The 19,637-nt window shown below is 46.1% G+C and carries 16 protein-coding genes and 1 riboswitch; all 16 genes read left to right on the plus strand.

Annotated features, from left to right (window positions below):
• Positions 1 to 110 precede the first annotated feature (110 nt).
• The 16 genes from C558_RS0121445 to C558_RS0121525 all read left to right on the plus strand — a co-directional run bounded on the left by C558_RS0121445 (position 111) and on the right by C558_RS0121525 (position 19,547).
• Positions 111 to 386 carry a hypothetical protein gene (locus C558_RS0121445; protein ID WP_245583849.1) on the plus strand — a complete coding sequence of 92 codons (276 nt, stop codon included), beginning with the start codon at positions 111 to 113 and terminating at the stop codon, positions 384 to 386.
• 273 nt (positions 387 to 659) lie between these two features.
• Positions 660 to 1,598 (plus strand): tyrosine-type recombinase/integrase, encoded by a 939-nt coding sequence (locus C558_RS0121450; RefSeq protein ID WP_018758359.1) that lies wholly within the window; start codon positions 660 to 662, stop codon positions 1,596 to 1,598.
• Positions 1,599 to 2,587: 989 nt separating this feature from the next.
• Entirely contained in the window at positions 2,588 to 2,917 is a 330-nt protein-coding gene (gene csaA / locus C558_RS0121460; RefSeq protein WP_018758361.1) for a chaperone CsaA, read from the plus strand.
• Positions 2,918 to 3,000: 83 nt separating this feature from the next.
• Positions 3,001 to 3,101: riboswitch (TPP riboswitch) on the plus strand.
• Positions 3,102 to 3,192: 91 nt separating this feature from the next.
• Positions 3,193 to 3,816 carry a thiamine phosphate synthase gene (locus tag C558_RS0121465; protein WP_018758362.1) on the plus strand — a complete coding sequence of 208 codons (624 nt, stop codon included), beginning with the start codon at positions 3,193 to 3,195 and terminating at the stop codon, positions 3,814 to 3,816.
• Positions 3,800 to 4,948 (plus strand): glycine oxidase ThiO, encoded by a 1,149-nt coding sequence (thiO, locus tag C558_RS0121470; protein WP_018758363.1) that lies wholly within the window; start codon positions 3,800 to 3,802, stop codon positions 4,946 to 4,948. Before C558_RS0121465 ends, thiO begins: the two co-directional genes overlap by 17 nt.
• Entirely contained in the window at positions 4,945 to 5,148 is a 204-nt protein-coding gene (gene thiS, locus C558_RS0121475) for a sulfur carrier protein ThiS (RefSeq protein WP_018758364.1), read from the plus strand. The genes thiO and thiS overlap by 4 nt, the downstream gene beginning before the upstream one ends.
• Before the next feature lie 7 nt (positions 5,149 to 5,155).
• Positions 5,156 to 6,877, plus strand: coding sequence for a phosphomethylpyrimidine synthase ThiC (gene thiC, locus C558_RS0121480; protein ID WP_018758365.1), 1,722 nt, complete (start codon positions 5,156 to 5,158; stop codon positions 6,875 to 6,877).
• A gap of 8 nt (positions 6,878 to 6,885) precedes the next feature.
• Positions 6,886 to 7,659 carry a thiazole synthase gene (locus tag C558_RS0121485; RefSeq protein ID WP_211220789.1) on the plus strand — a complete coding sequence of 258 codons (774 nt, stop codon included), beginning with the start codon at positions 6,886 to 6,888 and terminating at the stop codon, positions 7,657 to 7,659.
• Positions 7,656 to 8,732, plus strand: coding sequence for a ThiF family adenylyltransferase (locus C558_RS0121490; RefSeq protein ID WP_018758367.1), 1,077 nt, complete (start codon positions 7,656 to 7,658; stop codon positions 8,730 to 8,732). Before C558_RS0121485 ends, C558_RS0121490 begins: the two co-directional genes overlap by 4 nt.
• A 148-nt stretch (positions 8,733 to 8,880) precedes the next feature.
• On the plus strand, positions 8,881 to 10,779 hold the full coding sequence (locus C558_RS0121495) for an LTA synthase family protein (RefSeq protein ID WP_018758368.1): 1,899 nt from the start codon (positions 8,881 to 8,883) through the stop codon (positions 10,777 to 10,779).
• Between the two features lie 194 nt (positions 10,780 to 10,973).
• Positions 10,974 to 14,678 carry an OmpL47-type beta-barrel domain-containing protein gene (locus C558_RS32735; RefSeq protein ID WP_018758369.1) on the plus strand — a complete coding sequence of 1,235 codons (3,705 nt, stop codon included), beginning with the start codon at positions 10,974 to 10,976 and terminating at the stop codon, positions 14,676 to 14,678.
• Between the two features lie 73 nt (positions 14,679 to 14,751).
• The gene (locus tag C558_RS0121505; RefSeq protein WP_018758370.1) at positions 14,752 to 15,201 is read left to right on the plus strand and encodes a dockerin type I domain-containing protein; all 450 of its coding nucleotides are present in this window, start codon (positions 14,752 to 14,754) and stop codon (positions 15,199 to 15,201) included.
• Positions 15,202 to 15,321: 120 nt separating this feature from the next.
• Positions 15,322 to 15,684, plus strand: a complete 363-nt coding sequence (locus C558_RS31595) for a VOC family protein (protein WP_018758371.1) — start codon at positions 15,322 to 15,324, stop codon at positions 15,682 to 15,684.
• 245 nt (positions 15,685 to 15,929) lie between these two features.
• Positions 15,930 to 17,525, plus strand: a complete 1,596-nt coding sequence (locus C558_RS31600) for a sugar ABC transporter ATP-binding protein (RefSeq protein ID WP_018758372.1) — start codon at positions 15,930 to 15,932, stop codon at positions 17,523 to 17,525.
• Complete coding sequence (locus C558_RS0121520; protein WP_245583850.1) at positions 17,458 to 18,480, plus strand: ABC transporter permease; 1,023 nt, start codon at positions 17,458 to 17,460, stop codon at positions 18,478 to 18,480. The genes C558_RS31600 and C558_RS0121520 overlap by 68 nt, the downstream gene beginning before the upstream one ends.
• Before the next feature lie 44 nt (positions 18,481 to 18,524).
• Complete coding sequence (locus C558_RS0121525; RefSeq protein WP_018758374.1) at positions 18,525 to 19,547, plus strand: substrate-binding domain-containing protein; 1,023 nt, start codon at positions 18,525 to 18,527, stop codon at positions 19,545 to 19,547.
• Positions 19,548 to 19,637 lie beyond the last annotated feature (90 nt).

Below are 19,637 nucleotides of genomic sequence, written 5' to 3' on the forward strand. Positions count from 1 at the left end.
AGATCCTTATTGAGAATTTTGAGAATCAAATAGCTATACTTTAAATATATTGATTGAGTAAAGAATAACTTCGTTGAAAGGTGATGGATATGAAATTAAAACACTTCTTCATGTTGGCAACAGTATTGCTGCTTATGACTCTTCTAACAGGTTGCGTACCTGGAGATGGGACGAATAACGCTGAAAATCAGGCGGGATTTTTCTGGGGAATATGGCATGGATGGATCGCTCCTATTTCATTAATCATTGGCGCATTCAAAGAGAATATCAGGTTATATGAAATGCATAACACGGGTTGGTGGTATGATGCTGGTTTTTATATTGCTGTTATCAGTGGTTTCGGTGGGATTTCGCTGTTTCGGCGCAATAAAGGTGAAAGCAATTAATCCCGAGATATAGAATAGAAAGTGAAGAATGCATAGAGTTAATGCGTATCATTTCAAGCGCAAACTCTCTTTTTTTTGCCCTCAAAAAATTGCATGAAATACATATTTCACGCAATTTCATTTTAAATAAACTTTTTTCATATTATAATAGGGATTAATAGGTTTATATTTTCGCGAAATTAGAGGATATTTGTCATTTTTTCCAGATAGATGGAAGAATTCAATTGCGCTGATGCAATGAAAAAATACATAAAAAGAAGAGGAGGGGATTTCATGACACTCACGCAATATGACCTTATTGAGGCATACAGTCTCGAGTTAGAATTATTTTCGATATGGATGAAAAACCAAGGGATGTCGAAATCGACGCAGTCGGCGTATATGAGTGATGCTCGTAGTTTTCTCAAAGGAGTCTATCCGGCGGAACTGTCGAAACTGGGTAAGATGGAGATTATGCGATTCTTGTCAGTTACACGGGAGCGAGGAGCGGGAGATGAAGCGCGAAATCGTAAACTTTCATCACTCCGGGCTTTCTATAAATCGTTAAATGAGATGGAGCATTTACAAGTCAATCCTGCTGCATCGGTCGCGAAATCGAAACAGGTAAAGAATCGGATCCCGACATATCTGGAAGAGAACCAGCTCTATCAATTTTTTGATCGGGTGGAAGGCAAATATCATAACCGCAATATGGCGATTTTGCTTCTTATGGCTTTTGCCGGTTTGCGTGTTGGAGAGATCCATCGTATGAACACCCAAGATCTACATCAAGACGGATCCATTCACATTCTTGGAAAAGGACGCAAATGGCGCGTCATCCCGCTTCCCACCGAACTGCATCAGATTCTGATACGTGCGCAAGAGGAGCGGCGAGCCCCAAACCAAGGGAAAGAGCAGGCATTCTTCATCTCACAATTCGGTCGTCGATTATCCATCCGCATGATCCAGACGATTGCAGACCAGACGTTCGAGAAACTGAAAGAACAGCTGCCTGAGCTAGTAAATATGCGATTATCGAGTCATAAGCTGCGTCATTCGTTCGCGACAATGCAAATTCGAAGCGGGACGGACATACGGACACTGCAAGAATTGCTCGGTCATGCAAGCATTGAAACGACACAAATTTATACGCATATTGATAATAAACAGATGAAGATGGCGATGGATAAATTTTCAGGGAAAATACCTACGGTGGGTACATCGAATAAATAATAACATAATAAATGTTATGTAAACTAATAAAGCGAGAAATAAAACAAGGAGCCTAAGTTAGGGAAGAAATGCCCAAGATCATTACTTGGATCAGACGAATTAGTCCTATTCTAGATGATGAGTGGCAAATCTGCTGAATTTCATATTCGAGCCTTGGAAGATAGTGAATGCTGGACATTCTCATACGATACATTGCAAAAGATGTACAACCGAGATGCATGCTGAAAACGATTTGAAGAAGGCTGGCAGAACGATTGTAGATGAAAAAAAGAAGAACGTGAAGGTGAATTTATTGCTCTGTTCAGCAGAGCAACGTTCCTGTATAATTATACATTTACAAACTGGACTCATGCAATAATCCCACAATATCATATTGCATTTTATCTAGGTAGTACCTCGGTTGCATGAAGCCGAATTCGTCACTGTATGAAATAAAATTAATGAAACAATCGCCGTTTGGTCATAACGTAGTGGAAGGGCTTCTCAGTGAAACAATGGTTTCTGGGAAGCGACACACTTTCGGGGGCTGAATGGGTAGGGAATTCAGATCATACCGTACTTATAGCCGGTTGAGCAGCAGGCATCGAGTTAACGCTTAGCAAAAGGTGGTATGGAAATGGCATTCGGGTGATTGACTTGGGAAGGGATCTATTGAATCTAAACAATTACAACAGGAGCAACCGCAAGTCGTAACAATCACCTGTGATCTTGAGGATAAAGTTCAATGGGACGAACTAATTCGAAGCATTTATTTACACCATCGGGATATTAGTGTCGTTGTTAATCATACGGAAATTTAGTATAATTATTCATTGTTGGATGAGGTCAATTCGCGAGACACTGAGGAAATAGAATTGATTCATAGGGTGGCTCTTTAAGAATGATTTGTAATATAAGAAACATAATTAATGTTATGTTAACTAATTATACATAAACTTGTCTCAACCACACTTCTCAAATAAAATAGTGCAATAGGAGGTCGTTGAAAAATGGCAGATATAGAAGATTTTCTGAAATTAGATATGCGAGTAGGAACTATCCTGCAAGCGGAACCATTCCCAGAAGCCCGTAAACCTGCAATAAAATTAACCATTGATTTGGGCGATCTAGGGATTAAGCAATCATCGGCTCAAATTACTAAAAGATATGAACCTGAACAACTGATTGGCCGTCAAGTGATCGCAGTCGTAAATTTCCCACCAAGACGCATTGCAGGATTCAAATCGGAGGTATTGGTGATTGGCGGTGTGCCCGAGGAAGGTGATGTGGTACTCTTGCAACCTGATCAACAGGTACGGAATGGTACACCAATCGCGTAGCGTGGAGGACTTGATATTCTCCATGAAAATTTATCCTATTCAACAAAGAAAGATTGTGCTATATTGTTGGTAACTTGATAAGCAATACACACTAGGGGAGCCTTTTAAGGGCTGAGACGGATCTTCCGGACCCTTCGAACCTGATCTGGTTAATACCAGCGTAGGGAAGTGTTGAGGCTCGCTTCATCCTTTTTAGGGTTTATTCATGAAGCTTGACGACCACTTTTCTGCGGAAAAGTGGTCTTTTTGCGTTCCAAGAAAGGAGCTCGGACACCATGGAACTACATCTTGTCTCACCTGGATTCATGCCATTGCAGCGATTTGCAGAGATTGCTGCAGAAGTACATCCGCACGTTCAATTCATTCATCTTCGAGAGAAACAAAGCACAGCCAAAGAAATGCTTGAGACATTGCAAAGGATGATGCAGCTAGGGGTTCCAGCTCAAAAACTCTTGATCAACGACCGCGTGGATGTCGCATGTGTCGCTCAAATTGGTGGGGTACATCTTGCACATCACAGCTTACCGATTCGACAGGTGAAGCTAATGTCACAAGGACTTCGCATTGGACGGTCCGTGCATTCGGTTGAAGAAGCCATCCACTGTGAGGCAGAAGGAGCGGATTATCTGTTCTATGGCCATATCTACGCGAGCAGTTCGAAGCCGGGCTTATCTCCGCGGGGGCTTAAGGCCTTAAGAGAAGTAGCCGCTTCGGTATCAATCCCGGTTATTGGTATTGGTGGGATCGGGCCTGATCAGGTACAAGAAGTGATGCAGCAAGGTGCACAAGGGATCGCTGTAATTAGCGGAATTGTATCCGCAGTTGATCCTCTAACAGCAGCTATGCAATATGTGTCAAAGCTTAACGAAAGAAGGTCTTTCCATGCAGCAAACAGTTGACGTCATCATCGTGGGCGGAGGTGTCATCGGGTGTTCGATTGCGTATCATTTATCTGCTCGAGGCATCCGAGTTCGAGTCTTAGAGCGTAACCGTATCGCCTCCGAAGCCTCGGGTGCTGCGGCAGGCATGCTGGCAGCGCAAGCGGAATTCATCGAATCCGCACCATTATTTGAATTTGCACGACACAGTCGAGCGATGTTCCCCGCACTTGCGGCAGACCTAAAGGAACGTAGTGGGATTGAAATCGGACTTGTCCAGCAAGGCCTGCTGCGTATTGCAACCTGTGAACAAGATGTCATTCGTTATCATGCACAAGCTGCAATTCAGCAACAGTGGGGTGAAGCCACACAATGGTTGTCCGCTGTAGAAGCGAAGGAGATGGAGAAAGCGTTAGGCTCCGATGTGTATGGAGCGCTCTACTTGGAGCAAGACCATCAGGTCATGGCGCCTTCGTTAACTCAATCGTATGCCAAGGCAGCATCAGATCTCGGCGCAGATATTTGTGAGCATACGGAGGTGTATGAGTTGATTCGTGAAGGCGGCAAAGTTGTCGGTGTCCGTACACAAGACGGTACCCACTATTGTCACCATGTCATTATCGCATCCAGCATCTGGTCGCAGTTCTTGCTCCGATCCATTGGATACGATTTGCCGCTATATCCTGTCAAAGGGGAGTGTATTGCGGTAAAAACGAATACGCCGCTTATTCGTAAAACAATATACACAGACGATTGTTACATCGTGCCGAAGGCCAATGGAGAACTATTGATTGGCGCTACGGTGACGCCGCATACCTACAATCGACAAGTAACGGTCGGTGGCATCTTGGCATTGATGGACGTTGCAGAACGGTTAATTCCTTCCATTCGCGGCGCGGAGTGGAGTCGAACGTGGAGCGGGCTAAGGCCGAAGACACCGCATGGGATGCCATATATAGGTCGACATCCACAACTAGATGGTTTAATGATCGCTGCCGGGCATTATCGTAACGGTATTCTGCTCAGCCCGCTCACGGGGATCGTGATAGCAGATCTAATTGAAGAGAAGGAACCAGTAGCAGATTTATCTGCCTTCCAGATCCCTTCGATGCGATGGACGAAGGAACATCAAATGACTGGGGTGAGGTCATGAAATTAATCGTGAATGGTCAGCCCGTGGAAATGCCTGAGCATGTGACTACCGTACAACATGTAATAGCGCATTTCGGACTCGAGAACCGCATTGTCGTTGTGGAGGTTGATGCACAGATCGTTGATAAGCATCATTTTGCAGATCGTATTGTAGATGAAGGTGCACGTATTGAGATTGTACATTTTGTAGGCGGAGGGTGAGGAGAAGATGTCACAAGTTAATTTTCCTAACAGTCAAAAGGTATATATTCAAGGGTCACGCGAGGATCTTCGAGTTCCGATGCGTGAGATTACGCTCAGCCCAACAGAGAATAGCCGAGGTATTGAGATCAATGAACCGGTGCGCGTGTACGATACGAGTGGGCCTTATACAGATACAACGTTACATACAAATATTGAAGAAGGCTTGTGCCCGCATCGTCAAGCATGGATTCTAGATCGTGGTGATGTCGAGTTCTATGAAGGGCGCGAAGTGAAACCGGAGGATAATGGACTGCGCAGAGCGGAGGATGCAGATCAGACGATCGTGTTCCCAGGTCTAAATCGTCTTCCATTGCGGGCGAAAGAAGGTGAAAATGTCACCCAAATGCATTACGCGCGCCGAGGCATCATAACCGCAGAAATGGAATATATCGCGATTCGTGAGAATGTCACGCCTGAGTTCGTCCGGGATGAGGTCGCGAGCGGCAGAGCAATTATCCCATCGAATATTAACCATCCCGAGAGTGAACCGATGATTATCGGGCGGAATTTCCTCGTGAAGATTAACGCGAATATCGGGAATTCAGCGGTATCTTCCTCCATTGAGGAAGAAGTTGAAAAGATGACATGGGCTACGCGTTGGGGTGCAGATACGGTCATGGATCTCTCCACCGGGAGAAATATTCATACGACGAGGGAATGGATCATTCGTAATTCTCCGGTTCCGATTGGTACGGTACCGCTCTATCAAGCGCTCGAGAAAGTGAACGGCAAGGCGGAAGATCTCTCGTGGGAAGTCTATCGCGATACGCTCATTGAGCAAGCGGAGCAAGGCGTTGATTATTTTACCATCCATGCGGGTGTTCTGCTCCGGTATATACCACTAACGGCGAATCGCCTGACCGGGATCGTATCACGCGGGGGTTCGATTATGGCAGCTTGGTGCTTAGCGCATCATGAAGAGAATTTCCTATATACACATTTCGAGGAAATCTGCGAGATTATGAAGAAGTATGATGTGGCATTTTCACTCGGAGATGGTCTTCGTCCAGGAAGCATTCAGGATGCCAATGATGAATCTCAATTCGCTGAGCTCGATACGCTGGGGGAATTAACGAAAATCGCGTGGAAGCATGATGTTCAAGTGATGATCGAAGGGCCGGGACATGTCCCGATGCACATGATCAAGGAGAATGTCGATCGTCAGATGGAAGTCTGTCAAGAAGCTCCATTCTATACACTCGGTCCGCTAACGACAGATATTGCACCAGGATATGATCATATTACATCTGCTATCGGCGCCGCGATGATCGGTTGGTTTGGAACGGCAATGCTCTGCTATGTTACACCGAAGGAGCACCTCGGACTGCCGAACAAGAATGACGTGCGTGAAGGTGTTATTGCCTATAAAATCGCAGCACATGCTGCTGACTTGGCCAAAGGTCACCCTGGGGCTCAGCAGCGCGATGATGCGTTATCCAAAGCCCGCTTCGAATTCCGCTGGAGAGATCAATTCAATCTCTCGCTCGATCCGGAACGTGCATTGGAATATCATGACGAGACATTACCGGCAGAAGGCGCGAAGACAGCGCATTTCTGTTCCATGTGCGGGCCAAAATTTTGCAGCATGCGGATCACACAGGATATTCGAGCATATGCAGCCCAGGGCTTAGAAGAGAAATCGAATGAATTCAAAGCGTCCGGCAGTCAAATTTATCAGAAAATCTAAAAGGAGGAATTGCGTTGCTAACGATTGGTCCTCATTCATTTAAATCTCGTCTGTTACTTGGAACCGGAAAGTTCCCGAACTTTGAAGTTCAGAAAGAAGCGGTCGAGAAATCGGAGACTGAAATTTTAACGTTCGCGGTACGGCGTATGAATATTTTCGAGCCTAGTCAGCCGAATTTTCTAGAAATGCTTGATCTGGCGAAATACACCTTGCTACCTAATACGGCAGGGGCTTCAACTGCAGAAGAAGCAGTACGGATTGCACGCCTTGCGAAGGCCTCCGGCCTATGCGATATGATCAAAGTAGAAGTAATAGGAGACCTGAAGACATTGCTTCCGGATCCGATTGAGACGGTGAAAGCTTGTGAGATGCTGCTTGATGAAGGCTTTATCGTATTGCCCTATATCTCCGATGATGTGCAGCTCGCCAAACGACTTCAACTGATGGGCGTGCATGCCGTCATGCCTGGCGCTTCTCCGATTGGTTCAGGTCAAGGAATTATTAACCCCGTTAATTTAAGTTTTATCATAGAGCAAGCGGTCGTGCCCGTCATTGTCGATGCAGGAATCGGTGCCCCATCGCATGCTGCATTTGCAATGGAGCTCGGCGCAGATGGTGTGCTCCTGAATACAGCAGTGTCTGGGGCAGGCGATCCCGTCAAAATGGCTGTCGCGATGAAGCAAGGGATTGAGGCGGGGCGATTAGCCTGTGAAGCCGGGCGAATTCCTGTGAAGCGTTATGCCTCGGCGAGCAGTCCGCTTGAGGGAATGGTTACGGTATGATGGCGGAGCAAGACCAGCCGTCTTTCGATCGCTATTCACGCCAGATGAGCTTTGGACCGATCGGTACGGCTGGACAACAACAACTGGCCGAGTGTCATGTCCTTATCGTCGGTGCGGGAGCGCTCGGGTCCACTAGCGCGGAAACCCTTGTCAGGGCGGGCGTGGGGCATGTCACGATCATCGATCGCGATTATGTGGAATGGAGTAATCTGCAGCGTCAGCAATTGTATACTGAAGAGAACGTACGTCAGCGGATGCCAAAGGCGATCGCAGCCAAACAGCATTTGGAACGGATTAACGCCAATGTCCAGATCGATGCGTACGTTTTGGATGCGCGAGGGGAAGATTTAGAACGACTAATCACGGGTGTTGACCTCATTATGGATGCGTGTGATAACTTCGAAACGCGATTCATTTTGAACGATATCGCTGCGAAATACCGTATTCCATGGATTTATGGTGCATGCATCGGGAGCTATGGGCTATCCTACACGATTCTCCCTGGGGATACACCATGCCTGAGCTGTATGATGGACATCATTCCGAATGGTGGAGAGAGCTGTGACGTGGACGGCATTATTGCACCAGCGGTTCAAATGGTCGTGGCGCATCAGACTGCTGAGGCCTTTAAGCTGTTAACGGGGAACCATGATGCGCTGCACCGAAAGCTTGTTTCATTCGATCTATGGAACAATCAGTACACCGCCATCAATATCCAAGCGATGAAGAAGCAGGGATGCTCTAGCTGTGGCGATCAAGCAACGTATCCTTATCTTCAATCACCTGCAACGGAGAAGGCAGCGATTCTCTGCGGGCGTGATACGGTCCATCTTCGTCCTTCTGAAGCGATGAAGCTGGATCTAAGGACATTATCGGAACAAATTCGGCAATATCATTCTCGGCAGCTGCAAGTGGACATCATGAATGACTTTCTGCTTAGCGCACATAGGGATGAGCAGCGAATCGTATTATTCGTTGACGGCAGGGCACTTGTCCATGGGACGACAGATATTCAAGCCGCGAGACAGCTATACATTCAAATGATTAACATTAGCACAGTATCAACGAGATAAGGATAGAAGGCCCTTCAATTTCTTCTTGGAAGAAGTGGAAGGGTCTTCTTGTGTTGGTTGGAATATATGAATGGAAGTGACTGGGCGAAATCTGATATACTATGAAAATATTAAAATCTTGTAAACTTAATCGAAATAGGAGAGAAGAATGAGAGAAATGGAAAACACATTTGCGAAGAAGATTCCAATCTTCTTCTGGGCTATCCTATGCGCATTCGGGAAGCTCGTCCTGATGCGATATTTCTTTTTCGAGCAGATGTCTGTGGTTCAACTGCTTCGAGATGTATTCGCGATTTGCGCGATCTTCGGTATTCTAGAATTAATCTTACCCATGCGATCCAAACGATATGTCTACTGGGGAGTCAACTTCTTACTATCGTTCATCTGTTTTGCCGCGACATTATATTATGATCATTTCGGGTCTGTTGCAACGTATACGGCCTTAACGGCACTTCATCAGGTGACCGAAATCGGGGATAGTGTGAAAGCGACGATTCGTCCAATCTACTATATCTATTTCCTCGATACGCTCGTGATGGCTGTTATTTGGTTATTTACGCGTCGTCGGCCGCCAGCCGATTCAAGTCCGATTCGACGTCGATATTGGAAAATCGGGATGCTTGCAGTCACAGTCATCTGCCTTGTGTTATCGGGTAGAACGGTGATGCAGAACAAAGCGATGGATAACGAACTTGCGCTTGCACAGGATATTGGGTTCATCGATTATCAATTTGCAATCGCGCTCAAGGCTAGAGAGACGAACAAGATGGTTGAAGAAGGTAACATTAATGAAGTTACACAGCAGGTTCAAACCTCTGAGGACACCTTCACTTACAGGGACAAGCCGCTTGAAGCAGGACAGAAACCCGCTCATTTTGGAGCTGCCAAAGGGAAGAATCTGATTGTCGTTCAAATGGAAGCATTTCAGAATTTCCTCATCAATCTGAAGGTCAATGATCAGGAGATTACACCTGTGCTCAATCAATTAGCCAAAGATAGCTTCTATTTCCCGCATATCTACCAGCAAATTGGCCCCGGTAATACGTCGGACGCGGAGTTCATGTCGAACACCTCGATCTACCCGACAGGTGCCATTGCCATGTCAACGGGATATGGAGATCGTGAGCTTCCTAGCTTGCCGAGACTTCTCGGCGAAGATCAATACTCAACGAATACGTTTCATGTCAATGATGTGAAGTTCTGGGATCGGATACGTCTTTATCCTGCGTTGGCTTTCAATCAATACTTCGATAAACCTTCATTCAAAAATGATCAATTTAATGAATTTGGGGCGTCAGATGAGGAATTGTATCGTGTCGGCGTGGAGAAGCTATCAGAGATTAGTAAGAAAAAGCAGCCTTTCTACGCGCAATTTGTTACGGTATCCAGTCATTTTCCTTTTAAAGTACCGGATCGTGCGAAAACCATTGATTTGCCAGCAGATTTAGCATCGAAGCAAATCGGAAATTATATGTATGCGCAGCATTATACGGACTATGCCCTTGGACAACTGATTGATTCACTCAAGAAGAATGGCATGTGGGAGAATACGGTATTGGTCGTTTATGGTGATCATTTTGGACTTCAACCGCAAGATAATAACCCGGAGGAGCTCAGCACAGCGCTGGGTATTCCATATAATGAGTATGTGAGCCGATTTAATATTCCATTCATGATTCACGTACCCGGGATGGAGAAGGGCCAAGTCGTCGATCGGGTTGGCGGTCAAGTGGATATGATGCCGACCATTGCGAATCTTATGGGAATATCGCTGGAAGATCAGCATTTCACAGCATTCGGTCATGATCTATTGAATATTGATCATAATATTATTGGGATGCGCTATTACTTACCAACAGGCTCGTTCTTTAACGATGATATTCTGTTCATTCCTGGCAAAGGGTTTGACGATGGTAAGGCCATTAATCTAAGTACACTGGAGCCAGTAACGGATCTAACACCCTATAAAAAGGATTACGATTATATTCTGAAATTCATGAAACTATCGGATACTTATGTGAAAATGTTACCGAAACGAGCGCCATAGTTGAGTTTGAATGACAATACGGAAGGCATGAAATTTGAGGTGAAGTCCTCGAAGTTCATGCCTTTTTGCTATGTAAGTAGATTAATCGATATTTTCAAGAAGATAATCTATGAAAAATTTAGAGGTCCGGCGTTATAATCTTCGTGTAATCAGGTAAGCGGATACAAAATCATGATAAATATGGAGGTTTGATCATGCAATGGAAAAGTAGGTGTTATCGGGTGATGTGTTTATCACTGATTTCGGCATTATTGTTCAGCGCAATTGCAACCGTGACTGTACCTAAAACCGCGCATGCGGCATCGACAGAAGTGTACGTGGCGACGGATGGTGACGACAACAATACAGGCACGATTTCTTCTCCATTCCTAACCCTTGCCAAAGCCCAGTCCGCTGTTCGAGACCTTATACCGTCATCAACCGGGCCAATACATATCTGGGTGCGAGGTGGGACCTATTATTTGGATCAAACACTCGTATTTAATCCGCAAGACTCCGGTCATATCAATAAACCAGTGATTTATTCCGCGTATGAAGGAGAGAAAGTTATTTTGAGCGGAGGCAAGAAATTAACACCGACTTGGCGTGACTACCAAGGGGGCATTAAAGTTGCTGATATTGGAGCAGGGCTTGATTTCGATGGTCTGTTCCTGAATTCACAGCGACAGATCTTGGCGAGGTATCCGAATTATGATCCGAACGTTGCTATTCTAGGTGGGTACGCTGCGGATGCGCTTGCCCCAAGTCGTGTTGCCAAATGGAGTGATCCGACGACGGGACTCGTCCGAGGCTTGCATGGGAATGAATGGGGTGGGAACTCGTTCAAGATCACAGGTGTAAACGCTTCGAACGGATCGCCAAATCTACAATGGGTCGGAGATAACAATCGCGGGAGCACATTGCATGCTACCTATCGCATGGTGGAGAATATTTTCGAAGAGCTCGATGCACCAGGCGAATGGTTCTATGATAGCAAAGGTGGCAAGCTATACTTCAATCCTCCAACGGGAACGGATATGAATAAGGCAAACATTGAAATTGCTGTCTTAGATGAGCTGCTGCGAATTACGGGCACGGCAACAGACAAAGTGAAGCATCTAACCTTCTCCAATTTTACATTTACTGAGACGCATCGCACTTTATTCAATAAGCCTTATGCAGGACTCATGAGAGGCGATTGGTCTGTCGCGCGTACCGGTACGGTCTTTGTCCAAGATGCAGAGAATATCTCCATTCAGAATTCAGTATTCGATCAAGTAGGCGGCAACGCCATATTCGTGAATGGCTATAATCGCAACCATCAAATATCGAACAATGAATTTACTGGATCAGGTGCGACTGATGTGCAAATTGTGGGTCTGCAAAGTGCGGTTCGCTACCCTTCCACATGGTCGAATCAACACACCGATATTCAAGATACAACACCTGGTCCCCTCACAAATGATTACCCTCAGAACATCACCGTAAATAACAATCATATGTTCAACATGGGGATATTCGAGAAGCAATCCGCTGGGGTGAATGTATCGGTTAGCCGCAATATTACGATAAGCCATAATACAATCCATCATAGCCCTCGGTCAGGTGTGAACATTAACGATGGAACGTGGGGCGGCCATGTCATTGAATTCAATGATATTTTCGATTGTGTCCTAGAGACAAGTGATCACGGTCCATTCAACGCGTGGGGGCGGGATCGGTTCTGGTCCTTGAGCGGCGGTGATGCGGTGAAGAAACAATATGCTTTCTTGGATGCGATGGAGACGACGGTCATTCGTAACAATCGCATCTGGCATAACTCGGCATGGGATATTGATCTGGATGACGGATCTTCGAATTACGATATTTACAACAATCTCATGCTGAATGCCGGATTTAAACTTCGTGAAGGGTTCTCTCGGAAAGTCCATAACAATATCATCGTGAATGGCGGTGGACATTTCCATGTCGCATACGAGGGAAGTAATGATGTGATCGAGAAGAATATTTTCGTTACGGATAATCCCTACGATTTCATCCAAGACGATCCGAAAGCGGCAGGAACCTTCTACGATAATAATACGTTTTGGAATAACGGTAAGGCGGTTGCGGATATCACGTCTGCTTGGATGAATTCAGGGTTTGATACACACTCCGTTATCGCAGATCCGCTGTTCGTTGGTGCATCACCTTTTACCGATGTGTCGAAAAAAGATTTCACGGTGCAAGCAGGATCGCCAGCAATCGCTCGAGGATTCGTGAATTTCCCGATGAATCAATTCGGCAAGCCAGGGGCTCCAACACCGCCAGGAATTAAATGGTCAACAGGAAATCCTACCACTGAGGCGGATATTGAACCGCTTATGGGTGCAGAAGTAAGCAGTATCTATTCCGATGCAGTCATGTCGTCGGTCGGGCTTGGGGATACCAATGGCCTATATTTCTATCAAGTCCCCGCAGATTCGAATGCGAAATTACAGGGGTTGCAGCAAGGTGATGTACTACGTCAATTGAACGGCGAGCAAATTACAACCAAGTCGAGCTTCTGGAATATCTACAATCGTGTTGCACCAGGCGGAACACTGTACGCTCAAATATGGCGTAATCAAGCTTCCGTATCTGTTCAATGGAAGAAGCAGTCGGGGAACGAACGTCTGAATGATACGGCTGGTGTTGAATACACGGGCACCGGATGGGATTACAAAAACGCTGCTCGTGGTGGCGCCAACTCGTACTACAATGATTTGTATGCGACACAAACGAACGGGGATTTCTTCGAATTTACGTTTCATGGCACAGGAATTGATTATATTGCGCAAGTGAACAGTGATGAAGGCGATGTCGATATCTACATTGATAACGTGTTCCAGCAGACGATTAGTAACTATAATCCCTCTCGGATCTACCAGAAGGTCGTCTTTAGCAAGCAAGGCTTAACACCAGGGATTCATATCATTAAGGGGGTTAAGAAAAATAGTTCCTATTTGATCGTCGATGGATTCAATGTATATGGTGCAGCAACAAGTGATATTATAGCGCCCGTCACTACAGCACAGACGAATCCAGCAGTACCCGATGGAGAGAATGGATCCTTTACGAAAGATGTGACGTTATCCCTCTCGGCGAGCGATTCGGAGACGGGAGTTGCACGGATCGAATATCGCATCAATGATGGAGAATGGACGAAATATAAAGACCCCATTCTCTTGACACAGGAGGGTAAGAATACGGTTCATTATCGGAGTATGGATTATGCAGGGAATCAAGAGAAGGAGCAGATACTTGTCATTTCAATTGATCGAAATGTGAATCCATCGAAGGAACTACGAACCGAACTGGTTGCTCCGCAAGCTATCGCGTCAGGAGAGCGGATGACCGTCCAAGTATATCTCAAATCCATTCAAGACGCTGTCTATGCGCAAGATATCGAGGTGAAGTACGATGAGAAGCTACTAGACTATATCTCCGCAGCTGCAAGTGACACAGGACTTCAGATCGTCAGCAGCAGTCTGAATGAACCGGGTAAGCTGCGATTCATCATCGCGAGTACAGGTGCCGATCATGCTGTGACGCAAGACTCGAAGGTATTGACGGTGACGTTCCAAGCGAAGACAGTATCGGTGGAGGCGATGGCTCAAGTCTCCGTTGACAAAGCCGTGGTCGCGGATCAACAAGGGAAGGAATTAGCTGCGAAGGGATCTACGAAAACGATCGGCATTACCGTTCCTCAGGGTGTTCCAGGCGATCTTAATCATGATGGCAAAGTGACGATTGGTGACCTTGCAATTGCAGCAACAAACTACGGTAAATCTGCCTCGGATCCAAATTGGCAGCAGATCAAAGCTGCTGACCTTAATCGTGATGGCGTGGTCGATATCGCAGACCTTGCCGCCATTGCAACGTTAATATTGAATCGATAGTGCACTGATGAAGGAACGACGTTCTTGATAGGGCGTCGTTCCTTCTATAATTAATGACATGAATTAACAAGGTTTGAAAAAATCAAATATTCCATCCGGATTGAAACTGGTTCAGACGAAGCAGTCAGAACCTGGCATGCTGCGACTGATCTTAACGAGTGAAGGTAGCCAAGCAGGTGTTATCCGTGATGTGGAACTCGTCGAGATTACGATGAGAGCGAGAGATGTCACGAAGACGAGCACTGGACGTATTGCTGTCAGTCAAGCGACAATAGCTGATGAAGCGGGAAAGGAGCAATCTGCTGCGCTGATTGCTGTAAATGTTAACGTAACGACTGGATTAACTGGTGATGTGAACGGAGATGGAAAAATCAGTATTGGTTATCTTGCGATTGCAGCATCATCATATGGACTGATCTCCGCGAGTAATGGTTGGGACCTCGTGAAAAATGCGGATCTGAATGGTGATAACAAAATTGATATTTCAGATCTTGCATTGATTGCGCAGCAAATCCTGAAATAATTACAGTCGATTGATATAATATGTCGATTTCATCTAGCGATGAACGTCGAATTTAATAAGAATGTAAGCGATTTCAATCGAATCCTGCGCTCGCCTGGGAAATAATTGATATTTCCTACGATGTTGCAAGCGAGTCGCAACATCGCACAAGACCCCTATGATAGTACGAGAACGTCACGTATTCGTGTCGGTTCGTTCGTTGTCATTCAGAACCTTCATCATGTGAGTATTGCGGTTCGAGATTTGCAGAAAGCGAAACCTTTCTATGCGGAAGTCCTTCCGTTCCAAGAGATCGAACGACCGCCATTCGATTCGAATGTTGCATGGTTCTCGATTGGCGATCAGCAATTACACCTGATCGAGTGTCCCGATGGTGAAATTTTACGCACGGGTCCGATACACACCGGTGACGAACATCTGGCGATATGGGTGACGAGCTATCACGATACCATCGTATGGCTGGAACAAGCAGGGGTACCGTAAGAGGCACGTCCGGAGAATGTTGCGGGGTTCTCGCAGATCTACATCTTGGATGTCGATCAGAATATCATTGCGTTTGACGCAGCGTATCATTCTTAATAATGGATCATGTAGGAAGATCGATGGAAGGCAAACATCGAATCTTCTTTTTTTTGTGCAGAAAATTGAACACGTATTACGCGTTTGTATAAATACATCTGACTTTATTATTTCTATACTAATCTTAGAAGCAAGGGAGGTGGCACGGATTGAAGCAGGAGCCATTACTGATAATGAAGGATATCTCGAAATCTTTCGGTGCCGTGCAGGCATTGATGAAAGTGAATCTTGAACTCTATTCAGGAGAGGTATTGGCACTACTCGGGGAGAACGGGGCAGGGAAATCTACCCTCATGAATATTCTCAGCGGTGGCGTTCCTTCGTACCAAGGGGATATTGAGATTTCCGGTGAGAGAGCACATATTCATTCCCCAATGGATGCGAGACAGGCAGGTGTAGCCAAGATCCATCAGGAATTGCAACTCGTTCCCGAGCTATCTGTAGCAGAGAATATCTATATTGGAAGAGAGCCGTGCACGAAGCTGGGATTTATCGATCGAAGGCGAATGAATCTTCTTGCGAAGCAATATTTGGATCTTCTAGATCTACATGTGGAACCGGATCTTCCTGTGAAGAGACTGCGGATCGGTGAGCAGCAATTGGTGGAAATTGCGAAAGCCTTATCCCTCCATGCGAAAGTGTTAATTATGGACGAACCGACATCCGCACTGAGCAGAACGGAAACGCGTACATTATTTCACATTATTAACAAAATAGCAGCGGAAGGTGTATCGATTATCTATATCACTCACCGAATGGAAGAGATATTCGAGCTGACACATCGCGTTACGGTGCTTCGAGATGGTGCAGCAATCGGAACGGTGCATACGGCTTCGACGAATCATGATGAATTGGTAGGGATGATGGCAGGTAGATCGATTACGGAGTTGTATCCTTCGCGTGAAGCCTACATCGGTAGAGAGATATTACGCGTAGAGCATCTACACTTCAATCCACCACCGCACACGAATAAAAGAAAATTACAGGATATTTCCCTTCACCTTCATCGCGGTGAGGTGTTAGGTATCGCAGGGCTGCTCGGCTCTGGTAGATCTGAATTGTTCGAGTGTATTTACGGCCTTCACACGAACCATAGCAAGGCCCGGATGTATATCGACGGTGTACGGGTTCAGATGAAGAAACCGAGGGATGCGATCCGTCGAGGAATCTCTTTCGTAACCGAAGATCGTAAAGGTCAGGGGCTCGTATTAGGCCGATCCATCGGGGAGAATATGTCGTTACCTCTACTCCGAGCATTCAGTAAGATGACATTTATGTTAAGGAAGGTAGAGGCTGGACATTGGCAAGAGCAGATGGATAGCTTGAAGATTAAAGCCCCTTCTTACCATGAGATCGTAGGGCATTTAAGTGGGGGAAATCAGCAGAAGGTGATCCTCGGCCGTTGGCTGCTCGTCAAACCTCAGATTCTATTGCTAGACGAGCCGACACGGGGTATTGATGTCGGAGCTAAATCGGAAATCTATCAGGTTATCAACAAGCTCGCTGCAAACGGGTTAGGGATTATCGTGATTTCATCCGACTTGCCTGAAGTAATCGGATTATCAGACCGCATCTTAACGTTCTGTGAAGGGAGATTGACAGGTGAATTCACACAGCAGGAGGCGACACAAGAGAAGCTACTAAGTGCCGCTACACGGCGAGAGGAGGTGAATAGTCGTGTCGAATCGACAGATCTCCATGAATTCGGATTTACAGGTACAAGAAGAGACAGTAATCTGGAATAAATCGATTCGATTTCTGAGACGGTTCCAAAGTCTGTTCGGGCTTCTTATCATTATTCTCGCCGCGACAATCTTGTGTACACGAGATGGTGAGAACTTATTCTTATCCCCGGCTAATCTAGCAAATGTCGTACGATCAGTGTCAGAGAATGGGATTATGGCTATCGGATTGACACTTGTCATTCTCATCGGCGGAATTGATCTTTCGGTAGGAGCCATTCTTGGGTTAGCGGCGACGGGCGCAGCAGATTTGATGATGCACCGCTCTATGGGCATGTTCGAGACGATCCTGATTGTCCTAGCGATTGGAGCTGCGCTGGGGATGTTCAATGGGGTCGTCAGCACGAAACTGAGAATACAGCCTTTCATTGTGACGCTTGCAGCGATGAGCATTGCCAGAGGGGTTGCTAGATATTGGTCGAACGGGACAGGTATCCCGATCTCCTATGGTCAGGATGCGTTCCTAGCGCCGCCAGCATTTAGTATGTTAAGCTCCCGAATCTGGGGAATTCCCGTTCCTGCCATCTGTTTTATCGGACTCGGTATCTTATTTACGATCATGCTGAAGTATACACGATTCGGAAGGCATGTATATGCCATCGGGGGCAATGAAACGGCTGCACATTTGTCGGGTATTTCGGTGATTCGGATTAAAATCTTCATATTCGCCTTGTGCGGCGTTCTCGCTGCGATTGCGGGGTTGATTCATGCCTCCCAATTAAGCCAAGGCAGCCCCAATGACGGGATCGGCTATGAATTGAACGCGATTGCAGCCGCAGCTATTGGCGGAACGAATCTCGCAGGTGGCAAAGGAACAATCATCGGTACCCTTATTGGTGCTTTGATCCTTGGCGTACTCGATAATATGCTAGGCTTGCTGAATGTGAATACGAACATTCAATCGATCGTTAAAGGGCTTATTATTATCGCTGCGGTATACTTACAGAAGCAAAAATAGTAGGATAGCATATCAAATTTGATCGGCGAAAGGTTGTGGTGAGCATGAGGAAGAAGCGCATTATCTCGATCATGGCATTGGTGTTAACGATGAGTATGGCTTTATTGGCGGGTTGTAGTGGCTCAGGGTCGACAACAACATCTGAAACTCCGAAGCAAGAGACGAATACGAAAGAAGCGACACCGACCAAGAAGACGAGCTTCCTGATCGGCATGTCCCAAGCCAATATCGGAGAGCCATGGCGGGTCGCGATGAATGACCAGATTGCAGCTGCAGCCAAGAATCATCCTGAATTCGAAGTTGTCTATGCAGACGCATCGCAGGATAATAGCAAGCAGATTGCGGACGTCGAGAATTTCATTCAGCAGAAAGTCGACATACTCATCATTTCCCCGAATGAAGCGAAACCGTTAACCGCCATTGTGAAAAAAGCCTATGATGCCGGTATCCCAGTCATTTGTCTGGACAGAAGGGTTGAAGGGGATGCCTACACCCAATTCATCGGCGCTGATAACGTTCTCATCGGTACCAAGATGGGCGAATGGGTCGCAAGTACCCTTGGTGAAAAAGGCGGAAATGTCGTAGAAGTCAAAGGACTCGAAGGAACTTCAGGTCAGAAGGAACGCCATGATGGATTCATGGAAGGCATTAAATCCAACCCCAATGTCAAAGTCATCGCATCGCAGAATGCGGACTGGTTAAGAGATAAAGCTATCACGGTCATGGAAGCGATGCTTCAAGCGAACAAACAAATCGATATCGTGTTTGGCCAGAATGATCCAATGGCCGAAGGCGCTTATATAGCTGCCAAAAATGCGGGTCGTGAGCAGGAGATGAAGTTCATTGGAGCGGATGGCCTGCCAACCCCGGATGGCGGAATCAAGAGCATTATGGATGGTAGGCTTTCAGCGACATGGGTCTATCCGACAGGCGGATCAGAAGCGATTGAGAATGCCTACAAATTACTCGTGAAGGGCGAGAAGCTAGAGAAGGAAGTTACGCTGGGTACAATGGAGATTACAGCGAAGAATGCCGCTGATGCATACAAGCAATACGGCGGGAAATAACGCAGAATGAAAGGTCCAGAGTCTATCTCTTGGACCTTTTCTCAGGTTATGAGAGGTTTTGTCGAATCTATTGAAAAGTAAGAGGTTATG

Source organism: Paenibacillus terrigena DSM 21567 (assembly GCF_000374845.1).
GTDB classification, from domain to species: domain Bacteria; phylum Bacillota; class Bacilli; order Paenibacillales; family Paenibacillaceae; genus Paenibacillus_K; species Paenibacillus_K terrigena.